Consider the following 12,563-nt stretch of genomic DNA (forward strand, 5'->3'; position numbering starts at 1 on the left):
TCTAGGGCTTGAGAGATACGGTTCGGGATGTGCCGTTGATGCTGAACTGGGCGCGCCCGTCATCCAGGCCGTTCAGACGCCAGTTGCTGCCAGCAACCGTGTCGCCGGGTCGCACCAGGTAAAGTTGGCTGAGCTGTGTACTGCCAGGTGGCGCCACGGAAAGGAAACGTTCGCCGCCGCGATACTCGACACCGACAACGGTGAACGGTGGCGGGGTTTCTACAGGTTTTGCGATGGCTTCGGTTTTGCGCGCAGGAGGGGCTTTGGATTTAACGGGCTTGCTGGGAACGGGCGCTGGCGTCGGCTTTGGCCTTGTTTTCACAAAGTCCTGAAAAGTGGCCTGCAGTCCTTCAAACTTCGCCTCCAGGGCAACGATGTCCAGCATCGAGGCAGCCGAGGGCGAGGTGGGCTGTGTGGACTCTCGAATCTGTCTGACCTGCGTTTGGAGTGTATCGATGCGATTGGACAAGGCCTGTTGCCCGGCCCGGAAGTCTTCCATCGTGACGAATGGCGTCTTCGCGCTTTGCTCAAGCCGATCATCCACACTATTGATGCGCTGGATCAGCGAACCGATGCTGTCCTGGTTCACCGTACCCGCAAGCGCAGTGGTCAGGTGGTAAATCTGGTATTGCTGATACCCACACCAGCACGTCAAACCGACCAGGCAGAGGGCTTTCAGAACGATGGGATTGCTTAGCGAAATTTGCAGTGGCAGCTTCATGGATGGCCTCACTCACGATGTGAGGCACCTTCGCAAAAGCGTTCAGACAATTCAGCAGGAAACCCATATCAGGTCGAAAGGGGTTTTATTACCGCTGCGCCTATTGCGGGTTTTGGAAGCGGAGCGCTGGGGTCAGGCCTAGGGTATGTACGGTCGATGGGGCATTGCAGTGCTTTGCTTGAGGAAAACACCACCCAACGGGAAGTGTTTTCCCGTCGGGTGAAATGAAGGCGTGTCACTGGGCGTTAGAGCAGTTGCCCTGATTCAATCGATATGAACCGGGGATGCCTGATGCAGGACGTCGTTTCGCTGGGCGATCCAGCATTTTCCCAGCAGTCGTTCTCCCTATCCCAGCCACTTTCGCAGAACTCGAAAATGACACCGACGCTGAAGCCATGAGGCTGAGCATTGAGTATGGCTGCGCAGAGATGGCCATCATGAAGGAGGGCCACGCAGTCACTGCTGATGACCAGGGCTGAGCCAGGATTGGCTTCAAGGAGGCGCCGATATGACGATAGTGTTTCGGTGTAGGAGTCGAGCTTGTAGGTGGTGTGCATGGTGTTTCTCCAGATACGCGGGAAAACACCACCCATGGGGAGTGATCCCCGCTGGGTTGAAAATGGCTTTGAACAAGATGCATTCATCGTCTGGCACTGCCATACGACCGTTCGCGCCTCCGAATGCTTGGGCGAACTTGGGGATGGATTAGCGCCTCAAGGCGCCGCAGTCATGAAATCCGAACTGCCTGGGATGATGCTGTCAACGACAGAAAATCACCCTGGCAGGGTCGGAAAAATCACTGTTTTTGTCAAGGACGGTTTAAACAGTAAAGTCGCAGACATTGGACCAGTTCGACGACCAAAATGACACCGTGTGCCCCTTCGCACCGGGCGGCAGTCGACCCAAAGCAACCGTTGGCGGAGGGCCGCTAACGGCCGATTCTGTTGAAAAAGTCGGCCATGTTTTCAACGGCAGAAAAGTACGCGCTTGAGATTGAAATCTTTACTTTTAGCAGAGGATTCCGGGCTCAGATTTCGCATAGATGCGCGCAAAAAAGGCGTTCTCAGCAGCCAGTATGTGAGCAATCTGGAAGGACCGACTTTTTCAACACAATCGGCCAAAAGCAGTCATTCATGAACGACCGCTTCCAACCGATTGTGTTGAAAAAGTCGGTTTGCCCGAAACGTTCGAATACTGATGGGTGAAAACACCTCTTTTGCACGTTGCTACGTGAAATCCACGTCCTGAACCTTTTGCGCAAAACACAGATTTCAATCTCAGGCACGTACTTTACTGCCGGGGAAACCGAAGCCGACTTTTTCAACAGAATCAACCCAAAACGGACATTAATGACTGTACGGTTCCGGCCGAAATGGGACATCCCGGCAATCGCCCCATTTCTCGGGAAGCCGTTTCGTATGCCTGTTCCTGAGCGGAAGAATGTGTGTATCAAGGCCTGCGACTTGCACTAATAGCGAGCAAAACGCTGTCGATACTGCGCGGGAGTGAAACCGGTCAGTTCCTTGAACATCCTGCGCATGTTGGAGTCGCTGCTGAAGCCGAGCTCAGCACTGATTGTACTAACAGGGGCTGAGGTCAGGGTTAAGCGTTCGCCGACCTGGCCCAGTTTGATACGACGGGCGTAGCTACCCGCGGCGACTCCTGTTTCGTCCCTGACCTTGCGTGCCAGTGTCCGTTCGGATATGCCTAACTCGTGCGCCAACTTCACAAGGGTGATCTGCTCGGCGGGCAGCCTTTCCACTTGGGCGTGCATTCGTCGCAGCAGCGGACTGGGTTGTTCAATGAGGCTGATGGCTTGGAAAGCGTCATGTGACTGCGCGGGGCGCGGAAGAACCATCAGCTTGGTGAGGTCGCGGAATACTTCGGCGCTGACATAGCGCTCGATCAGCGACTGGGCGATCGGCAGGTAGCCGTTGACCCCACTCGCCGTGGCATTGCGTTCGTTAAAGATGTTGCTCTGCTCGTTCTGCCAGCCGATTTTGGGATAGCGCTTGCGCAGGCTGTCCGCCAGCCACCAGGTCACGGTCGCCGGTTGACCATTAAGGCAGCCGCTGGCGGCTGCCAAACAGACACCCACGCAGTAGCTCCAAACTTTGCAGCGCTTGCCGAGCCTTGCCAGGGCGGTAATGAGGTCGGCATTGGCCGCCAGGGTTGCCTCGACATGTTGCACGGACTCAGCCCAGAAGCCTGGTATCAGGATGGCATCGAGCGCACGCTCGGAATGGCTATGTGTGGCTTGCAGGACCAGGCTGTGCGCACATTCAACAGGGCCCCTGTGCGCCCCAATAAAGTGAGTTTCAAAGAGGGCGAGTCCGGCCCGTCGATTGCTGGCATGCAGCATGTCGGAAAAGGCGAGCAGCCCTGCTGGCATACAGCCGGGGAAGAGGAGAAGGCCGATCTGAAGAGTTTTGGGCATGGCAGTAAATGAATTGATTGTGTCTTATTCTGCCATTATGGCCGACGCTGCGAATTGGCACCATGAAGCCATGCCTGAGGAGGGCTTCATGATGAAGATTCAGCAGATCCGCAACGCAACCATCATTCTTGAACTGGGTCCCCATCGCATCCTGGTCGACCCGATGCTCGCACGCAAAGGCGCGCTTCCGCCGTTGCGGGTTTTTTCCGCACGGCAGAGAAATCCGCTGGTCGAGCTGCCGGATTCAGCGGCACAAGCGCTGGAGTCTGTGACCCACTGCTTGATCACGCACTGTCAGAAAGGGCACTTTGATCACCTGGACCGGGCGGCCAAGCGCTGGCTGAAGGAGCGGCATATTCCGATCATCTGCACTGCGCATGACGCGCCATATCTGGCGGAGCGGGGCTTGAACGTGCAGCCGCTACCGGATGATCACGCGGCGCCGAGCCCGTTCCTGGGCGGTTGGATTCGCACTGTCCGCTGCACCCATGGAGTGGGCATGATCGGCAGGCTGATGGAGCATGGCGTTGGCTATCTGATCGAAATACCCGGTGAGCCCAGTCTCTATTTGGCTGGCGACACTGTGCTGACGCCCACCGTTCGCGACTTCGTGCTGCAGCATCAGCCTCGGGTCAGTGTTGTTCCTGCCGGAGGGGCGCGCTTCGACATTGGCAACGACGTCATCATGGGGGTGAATGATGTGCTCGAGTTCACTAGGCTCAGCCTGGGGACCGTTGTCGCGAACCACTTGGAGGCCATCAGTCATTGTCCCGTCACCCGTGAGGGGCTGGCTAATGCGGCGACCGAAGCGGGTGTCGCGCGCCGGTTACTTATTCCAGTCGATGGGCAGGTGCTGGATTTGAGTTAGAAAAAGCCAAGCTCTCAATCCTCCGTAACGTGCTTCTCCGAATCACTCACCGAGTGCGTAATTGCATGGATTTGAGCACCCATCTTCATTGGACCTGACCAGTCAATGGCATCCGTGCTGACCAACCGTTTGCATTCGACTTGACCAGCACACGCCTAGTGACGACCGGCAGAGAACGGCCGATTCTGTTGAAAAAGTAGATCTCCTGCCTGGCTCGCGGCAAAATCAGGTCATCGGCCAGCGGGAGGATTCGCAGCATGATGGGACAATTGTCGAACGGACAAGAGAGACTGTTTTACTCGTTCAACATTGAAGATCACATCCCAGCCAATCACCTCCTGCGCAGTATTGATCGATGCCTCGATCTAAGCGATCTGCGCCATTATCTCGCCGATTTTTATAGCCCAATCGGGCGTCCATCGATTGATCCCGAACTGATGATTCGCCTGTTGGTGGTGGGCTACTGCTACGGCATTCGTTCCGAACGTCGGTTGTGCGAAGAGGCTCATTTGAATCTGGCGTATCGCTGGTTCTGTCGTTTGAGCCTCGAAGACGAAGTCCCCAATCACTCTACGTTTTCCAAGAACCGCCACGGTCGTTTTCGTGACAGCTCGCTGTTTCGCTGGCTATTTAATGAGGTACTGCGTCGCTGCATGGACGCAGGTCTGGTCAAGGGTGAAGGGTTTGCTGTCGATGCCAGCATCATCAAGGCAGATGCCAGTCGGCAACGTGGCGTACCCGGCAACGAAGAGGCCAACTGGCGCGATCCGTCGCTGAGTACTCGCGCCGTGCGTGAGTACCTTGAAGCGCTGGATAAAGAAGCTTTGGCCGAAGCACGGCCCAAGCGCCTGTCATTGACTGATCCACTTTCCCGTTGGACCGCAGCGCCAGGAGGCCCGGCGTTTTTCGCTTACTCGACGAACTATCTGATTGATGTCGAGCATGGCGTGATCATGGATGTGGAGCCGACCCCGGCTCATCGAACCGCCGAGGTCGAGAGCACCAAGACCATGATCGAGCGGGTCGAAGAACACTTCGATATCAAGCCGGATCGGCTCATCGGCGATACCGCTTATGGAATCGCACCGATGCTGGTCTGGATGGTCGACGAAAAAGACATCGAGCCACATGTACCGGTATGGGACAAAACCGAGCGTAAGAACGAGAGCCTCTCGATCAGCGATTTTCAATGGCATGATGAAGCGCAGGAATATCGTTGCCCCACCGGACACCCGCTGCGTAGCGAATGGCGAGCCTTCAAGAACCAGCGCTCACATGTCACGAAAGCCGACACCATCATCTTCCGATCCCGGCAAATCGACTGTGCTACATGCTCAATGAAAGAGCGCTGCTGCCCGAACACTTCATTTAGAAAAATCGCACGCAGCGTCCATGAAGCAGCCCGCGATGTAGCGCGGAGAATCGCCAAGACACCTCAATACGTGTGCTCTCGCCATGAACGCAAGAAGGTCGAAATGTTGTTCGCTCACCTCAAACGAATCCTGAAACTGGACCGGTTGCGACTACGAGGAATGACCGGTGCGAACGACGAATTTACCTTGGCCGCTGCAGTACAGAATTTAAGACGACTGGCGAAACTGACCTCTCAAGGGCCACCGACTACGGGATAGGTACGCCTGGAATCAGCAAAAACCTTCAAATCAACCCATCGACCAAGCTGCATCGATCAACGCAGAACCGAAAAGCCACGCAACGTGGTGAACAGGTTCTGAAGAGACGATCAATCTCGAAATCTTCCAGTTTGAAAATCCGACTTTTTCAACAGAATCGGCCAGAAGCGGACATCGGCAAGCGACCGCTGCCGGCCAGAAGCAGCCTGCTATGGTCAGCGTCTGGCCATTCACACCCCCATTCGTGATCCACCATAATTGGTCAAAAAGCGATCAGTTGGACCGTGGTAAAGAATCATCTTGTTTGATGTTTAATTACTTGAGGTGTTTCAGAACGATCAAGGTGAAAGCAATATCATGCTCACGGCTGATCGTCATTTTTCACATACGTCCAGAACGGCTTTTTACATTCAGAGGTGTCAAAAGCGAGCTGGTACTTTTATGCGTAGAGAAAATCCATGTAATCTAGGCGTTCCTAAGCAGCTTTTCCACGGTGCGACATGAGTTCTCCTAAAAAAACGATGATAGCTTTCGCCACTCGCTGGGGCACCCAGTTTGGAGGCATCAATAGTTTTAATCAGGATCTAGTCAGTGCCTTCGCAGCTGCTTTTTATCAGCAAGTCGTAACGGTTTGTGTGGTTTTAAGTGCAACTGAGGCAGAGCAGAGAAGCGCCCACGCTGAGCAGGTGACTTTAATCTCGCTGGGTCGCCCCGACCAAGATACATTTTCGTCTGATTTAGAAGATGATTCTTGGCACGCACTTGAAACGAATCAAATACCACTTTTCCCTGGACAGACGATATGGTTGGGACACGATCGCATCACCGGCGCAGTTGCTTGCGCTGCCAGCAAAAAGCGCGGAGGGCAATCAGCTGTAATTCATCATATGAGCTACAGTCGTTACGAAGCCTTTGCTGAAAATAGTGATACTGCCAAAAGGAAAGAAACCGAACAAAAACAGTTATTCCAAGGTGCAGACATAGTAATGGCTGTCGGACCTCTTTTAGGTGATGCACTCACTGACATAAGGGATGATCCAACTGTAACCGTGCTAATTCCCGGATTGCCGGACATCATAGCAAAACCCGCCCCGCGAAATTTTAGAGGTTTTATAAGCGGCAGGCTCAGCGACGATGCGAAACGAATTAAGCAGGCACATTTAGGTGTTGCAGCGTTTGCAGATGCAATCCGCCAAGCTGATGAAATCCCGGGGCTACCTGATGCACTACGGGGAGAGAACGAACCAATGCTTACGTTGCGCGGCATTGACTTTGAAAAAAGTCACAGTGGCCAGCATGCTGAAGCCGAGGCGAATCTCAGGAGCTTTTCAGAAGAGTACGCAGGTCGTGCTTTTAACTTACACGCATTACCTTTCACTACAGATCGACAATCATTATTTGATGACTTAAGGAGCTCTAGCGTTGCTATGATGCCTTCTTGGCATGAAGGTTTTGGATTAGTTGCGTGGGAAGCAATTGCTGCTGGTGTACCACTCATTATTAGTACAAAAAGCGGTGCATTCAGGATGCTTAAGGAGTTCGACGACGGCGTCTATACTTCTTGTGTAATACAAATCGATGTGAAAGGTAGCAGTAGCGAGCCATTTTTTTTAGAAAAAGACGTCGAATCCTTAGCCCAAGCAGTCATTGGTGTTGCTAAGAATCCTTTAGAGGCGCGGCAAAAAGCGGCTCGCTTACGCGAGGTTATGAGCAATAACTTTACATGGGCTAATTGTGCAAGACAGGTTTTTCACGCATTAGGTTGGACTGTAGAGGAAAAGCTGGAAGTTGTTGCTGGCTCAATTGATATAAAAAATATAGCACCACTGTCTCAAGGCCAAAATAATAAATTAATTGAACTCCCTACTCCTAGCTGGCGACCGGGTAGCGGCCTGAGTGATAGCAGATTACTGCGTGCTGAAGAAGCGATCGTGCCCTTTGACTCCAGCGCAGAACCTTTCTTGGAAGCGCAAATCGACTGGGCACTATCTAGCCAAGAACCCCTATCGGTTCGTCTTTTAACTGGAGCTGGTGGTGTAGGTAAAACGAGGCTTGCATTGGAACTCTGTAGACGAGTAGTGGAGCTGGGCTGGTATGCGGGTTTCTTAACTGGCGAGTGCACAACCAGTGAGACATCGAAAATTTTGAGTTCGATAGAATCTGCTAATAAGCCTTGCTGCATTGTGATTGACTATGCTGAAACCCGTCAGTCACTGTTGCTTGCATTACTTAAATCGCTATTGGAGCGCAAAAGCAAAGTAATAGTTAGGGTGCTTTTACTCGCGCGTGATGGTGGAGAGTGGTGGGGTGCACTGCCAGCAAAAGATTCAATTTGTGAGTCTCTGCTGGATGGGCCTGCCAGTAGCGGTCCGTTCCTCATGCCTCAATTACATAATAGCGAGATTGAGCGTAGAGAAGCTTACCAACTAGCATTATGCACTTTCGCTAGGGTTCTAATGATTAACCCACCCGAGCATCTTCCCAATCTTAATGATGCGCATTTTTCACTCCCGCTTTATATTCAAATGGCTGCGTTGATGGCCTTGCGTGGAGAACGCCCAAAATCGGCCGAAGCACTTCCCCGAGCTCTTATTAATCATGAAAGACGATATTGGGGAAGGGCATTGGATGTTTTGGGCCCCGAAGGCAGGAATCTTGAGCGAGAGGCGGCTCTTCTAATGACGCTTGCTACGTTGAGCAATGGTATCGCTACCGTGCGCTCAATAGAGGAAATATGGAAGCATCTGGGCGGGGACAAACGTTATCTGAAAGATATATTTATAATTTTATGCCCACTTTATCCCGACCGCCAAGGTCTACAAGGTTTACGTCCAGACTTAATAGGTGAGGCGCTGGTTGCAGGGACTTTGCTAGGATTCGGCGGAGCAGATTTGCTCGATACAGTTTTAAGCAAAGGAGGGTCGCGTGTGCGTCAAGCATGTCTTACTGTGCTCGCGAGACTGTTACGCAACCGTACAGACATTTCAACTGTGCTTGAAGATGTACTTGTAAAAAACTTCATGAATTGTGCTGACGACCTAGTAACAGTATGTATCGAAACGCCAAGTGAGTTGCCGCTAACTATCGAGAGAGCATTTTTACGTCTCCCTAAGACTCATCAGTGGCAGGTGGCTGGTGTTCTTGGCCCGCGTTTCAGGTATGAAAATTTTCCTTTGGCTGATTTAGCTGCTCTCATAGCTGATAGTAACGTAAATAAGGTAGCAGAATTATGTCTAAAAAAACCATCGCTAGATAATTCTGAGAAGCATGCTGAAGCTTTGTCCGTTTTGTCGCTTGCTTTAAAGCGTAAAGGTAACCATGACGATGCATTATTAGCTTCTGAGAAGTGCCTAAATATTTTTAATGAACTTGTTTTAACTAAACCTGCGCGCTTCAAACAAGGGCTAGGGATGGCACTCAACAATCATTCGATTCGTCTGGCTATGTTGGGGAGAACGGAAGACGCGTTGCCGGTGATAGTGAGCACTTTGACTATTTACAAAGAACTAATGCTATCTGATCCGGAAACTATTAAGCCTAGAATGGCAACTGCTCTCGATAATTTTGCAAACTTTTCTGACGATCTCGGTCGTACTGAAGAGGCATTGGAGGCGGCAAAGCAGGCATTGCTTATTTATCAAGAACTCCCGCTAGCCAAATCTGAAAAATATAAATATGACATGGCCTCCTCGCTAAATAATTACGCCGCATACTTGACTGTTTTAGGCCGGCTCGAAGAGGGGCTTGAGGCTTCAAGAAAGGCTTTAGATATAATGTGCGAACTGGCGGAAGATAAGCCTGAGAGATACAAGCCTCACCTTGGTAACTCAATAAACAATTACGCATTGCATTTGGCAGAACGTGGAGAACTAGCTGAAGCTGCGCTTCAAGAAAAAAAAGCTTTGGCCATTTATGAGGAGCTCGCCGAATTTAAGCTTTCACGCTATAAATTTGAGCTAGAAAACGCTAGATTAGCCTTGTCGCTCTGGAGTTGGCTGGCTTCTGATCTAAATTTAGCTATTCTTCCGGAAGATATTACGCCTATTGTTGACAATGAGCGCCATCAGCGCAGCTTAGACTTTAATAAATATTTCTTGATATCCTGCATAACGGACAATCCAGACTCGGTGAAAGTTGCACTGAATCACTGGGTGACGTTAGATGTTCCTCAGCAGCACTCCTTTAAATGGGCTTTTTTAATACTGGCAGCATTATCCGACAGAAACGCTGACTCCAACGTTGCAACTGTTAAATGGCGTGAAAAGCTTGAGCACCACCGTACTCTAAATCAAGGGCGGTTTCCTATATGGATGGTTGAGATTTTTCGAAGAAAAGATATTGAATTATAATTTTTTTGATAACCACAATGAGTAGCCTCGTTTATGGTCTGCTTTTCGCCATTAACGATCGCTTGTGAGCGTCTGCTTATGGCCGACTCCTGCCCGTCATAAATGTGCAGTGATCTGCTCAAGTCGGATGCAACTGACATATATGTGGAGAGTAAATGCCCGGCGAACCGGGCATTGTTTAGTGACTCTTTTACCTCACTGAGCCCCCACCAGTTGTCTGGCCAGCGCCATTTCAACCGAATCCCCATCCTGGTTCAGCGAGTCGAGACCTGAATCAGGCACGTCGCCAGAAGTGCTTTGAGCGACCGCAATCTTCTTTGCCATTAGTTGCAAGCAGGTAATCTGCGAGCTGCCGATGTAACCGAAGAACAGCACCCGCACCGCATGCTTTTGCCCAATCCGCCATGACCGCCGTGCCGCCTGCTGCAGGGTGTAGACGTTGTATCCCGTCTGCAGGAAGACGATGGTCGGGAAGTCCAGCAAATCCAATCCCGTCTTCACCAGCTCGGGGTTGGTAATCAGCACGTCAATGCCTCGGTCTACCTGGTCGAGAATCCAGTCCTCGCGCCGCGTGGTATCCACTGTTGCTCGCAGCACGGCCACTTTCAATCCTGCCTGTTCCAGCGCACGTTTGAGCCTGGCCGTGGTGTCGCGAGTCCCTGTGTAAACGGTATAGGCCAGAACCTTGCGGCCCAATGCCTTTTCCTGCCGGCACAGATCGATCAACGCCTGTTCCTTGGGCATGAGCTCATCATCGCTGAAGACCGTTGGCACGAAGGCGAGCAGCTCCTTGGTGCGGGGGTGTTTCACGGTCTCCGGTCGAAAACTGCAATCTGGCCAGGCCAGCAGGACATTGAGGACTACTCCCAGCAATGTAGTGTCACGACGAGCAAGGGCTTGTCGCAACTGGGCTGTGAGATTGCTGGCAAGTTTGGTGTAAGCCGCGCCTTGTTCGTCAGTCATGAGGAGATCCACGAACTCCTCTTGGTAGGTCGGAAGAACATTGGCACCAATGTCCTTGAGCTTCAGGAACACGGTGAATGGAAGAACGAATCGATGAATGCCCTTCGGACCGAAGCCTGGGGCTTTCACCGTGCGTACCGACAGTTTCTTGCCCTTGGCCGTCTTGTGGGACTGGCCGTCGCGCTCCGTGTAAATGTCCTTCAGCACACCGTGATCGCGCATGAACGACATTGCACTGGGAGCCATGCTGCCGCGATGGTTGGGTCGATAGCCGTCCTCGATCATGCGCTGTGGCAGGATCCTGAACAGCAGGTAGAACAAATCATCGGCATACCCGCCCATCAGTGTTCCGGTCAGCACCAAACACTTGCGTGTTTTTGCTGCCAAAACCCCCATGGCTTGTCCCTGGGCAGAGCCATTGTTTTTGTACTCATGACCTTCATCCACGACTAACAAATCGAAGTAGCCCTGAGGCAGATAGCGTTTGATGAACTCGGTCGGTTGATAGCCGCCCTCGCCAAACCCAAACTCAAGGTTGGCCATCGCGCGCTCCATCCGCTTGGCCTGCCGATCGCTGAAGACAAAGTTGCCCTGGGCGTCCATCAGGTTGATGAACTCATGGACGTTGTCGATCAGCATCGAGGCCAGGAAGTCCTCGCCAAAGTCGGTCATCAGTCGTTCTGCGCGCACCGGCCCAATGGTCGGTATTCGGCACATCGACTTAAGAATGACATTGCGGCGTTCGCCTGCATCGGTTCGTCCTGGGCGCATCAGTGTCCACAGAGGGCTTGCGCAGTGCTCGCAGCGCCGGCGGCGCTCCTCGCGGTAAAACTCCTCTGTGGTGATCCGATTGCCCTCGATGTCAGTCAGGATCTTGCCGCAGCCTGGGCATGCAGCAAAAACCTGCCTCCCAAGTGCTCTCCTGGGCCAGCACGCGAGCCTCCAGTGAAACCCCATGCGCATGCGCACACGTCCCAGAATAAAGAACTCCTGGCGCCCGTCATGAGTGATGCCAAGACTGTCCCTGAGTTTGAGCAGCTTTGTCAGGGTGTCAGGCCCGTTGAGGACCCAGACCCTGGCGTCTGGTACCGTTTCGAGGATCTCCCGCCGCCACTTGTACACCAGGTGCGGAGGGCAGATGACCAGGGTGCGGCGATAGCCTTCGGCGAACATCACCGCTGCCGTGGCGATGGCCATCATCGTTTTACCCGTGCCCATTTCGGCATTGATGACGCCGGCCTGCTCGTTACGGTCGAGCAACAGGGCGGTGATAGCCTGGACGACATCGGCCTGGGCGGGGAAAGGGTTACGCTTGAGTGAGCCCATCACCGCAGCCCGATTCGGATTGGCGATGCCGGTGTAGACAGGCGGGTTCGAGCGGTTGAGAGAGCCCAGCAGTTCATCGCCGAATTCGTCGATGAAGTCGGTCAGACTGATGTTCAGTTGCGCGCCTTGCGCGCCAGGAAGGTTGTTTACGAGGTCGTTCATGATGTTTCTCCATTAGTCGGGAAACAGGGCATGCACGAGACCCGACGGGGTACGTGACATACCCTGGGGAGTGGTGAATCGGAGCCGCCCGGACCGGGCGCAAGCA

At 52.8% G+C, this 12,563-nt stretch carries 8 protein-coding genes; 4 read left to right on the forward strand and 4 right to left on the reverse strand.

The genetic code is table 11. The annotated features are described in order from the left end of the window. Nucleotide 1: 1 nt before the first annotated feature. Together ACCD02_RS12260 and ACCD02_RS12265 are read right to left on the reverse strand one after the other, a co-directional pair. On the reverse strand, nucleotides 2-721 hold the full coding sequence (locus tag ACCD02_RS12260; protein WP_413301695.1) for a hypothetical protein: 720 nt from the start codon (nucleotides 719-721) through the stop codon (nucleotides 2-4). A 245-nt stretch (nucleotides 722-966) separates the two neighbouring features. Next, nucleotides 967-1,278: a hypothetical protein gene (locus ACCD02_RS12265; protein WP_413301697.1), complete on the reverse strand. Its 312-nt coding sequence runs from the start codon at nucleotides 1,276-1,278 to the stop codon at nucleotides 967-969. Between the two features lie 34 nt (nucleotides 1,279-1,312). Between ACCD02_RS12265 and ACCD02_RS12270 the strand changes: the two genes are divergently transcribed. Beyond that, nucleotides 1,313-1,588: a hypothetical protein gene (locus ACCD02_RS12270; protein ID WP_413301699.1), complete on the forward strand. Its 276-nt coding sequence runs from the start codon at nucleotides 1,313-1,315 to the stop codon at nucleotides 1,586-1,588. Between the two features lie 601 nt (nucleotides 1,589-2,189). Here the strand turns inward: ACCD02_RS12270 and ACCD02_RS12275 are convergent. Then, nucleotides 2,190-3,158, reverse strand: coding sequence for a GlxA family transcriptional regulator (locus ACCD02_RS12275; RefSeq protein ID WP_413301700.1), 969 nt, complete (start codon nucleotides 3,156-3,158; stop codon nucleotides 2,190-2,192). Between the two features lie 91 nt (nucleotides 3,159-3,249). Here ACCD02_RS12275 and ACCD02_RS12280 point away from each other — a divergent pair, with 91 nt between their 5' ends. The 3 genes from ACCD02_RS12280 to ACCD02_RS12290 all read left to right on the forward strand — a co-directional run bounded on the left by ACCD02_RS12280 (nucleotide 3,250) and on the right by ACCD02_RS12290 (nucleotide 10,006). After that, nucleotides 3,250-4,026 (forward strand): MBL fold metallo-hydrolase, encoded by a 777-nt coding sequence (locus ACCD02_RS12280; RefSeq protein WP_413301875.1) that lies wholly within the window; start codon nucleotides 3,250-3,252, stop codon nucleotides 4,024-4,026. Between the two features lie 257 nt (nucleotides 4,027-4,283). Further along, nucleotides 4,284-5,657 (forward strand): IS1182 family transposase, encoded by a 1,374-nt coding sequence (locus ACCD02_RS12285; RefSeq protein ID WP_413301702.1) that lies wholly within the window; start codon nucleotides 4,284-4,286, stop codon nucleotides 5,655-5,657. 500 nt (nucleotides 5,658-6,157) lie between these two features. After that, nucleotides 6,158-10,006, forward strand: coding sequence for a tetratricopeptide repeat protein (locus ACCD02_RS12290; protein ID WP_413301704.1), 3,849 nt, complete (start codon nucleotides 6,158-6,160; stop codon nucleotides 10,004-10,006). Between the two features lie 195 nt (nucleotides 10,007-10,201). Here ACCD02_RS12290 and ACCD02_RS12295 read toward each other — a convergent pair whose 3' ends face one another. Continuing rightward, a complete protein-coding gene (locus tag ACCD02_RS12295; protein ID WP_413301706.1) occupies nucleotides 10,202-12,457 on the reverse strand; it encodes an SNF2-related protein in 2,256 nt (751 codons plus the stop codon). Nucleotides 12,458-12,563: the final 106 nt, after the last annotated feature.

It is taken from the genome of Pseudomonas sp. Pseusp88 (assembly GCF_047303955.1).
GTDB lineage: Bacteria > Pseudomonadota > Gammaproteobacteria > Pseudomonadales > Pseudomonadaceae > Aquipseudomonas.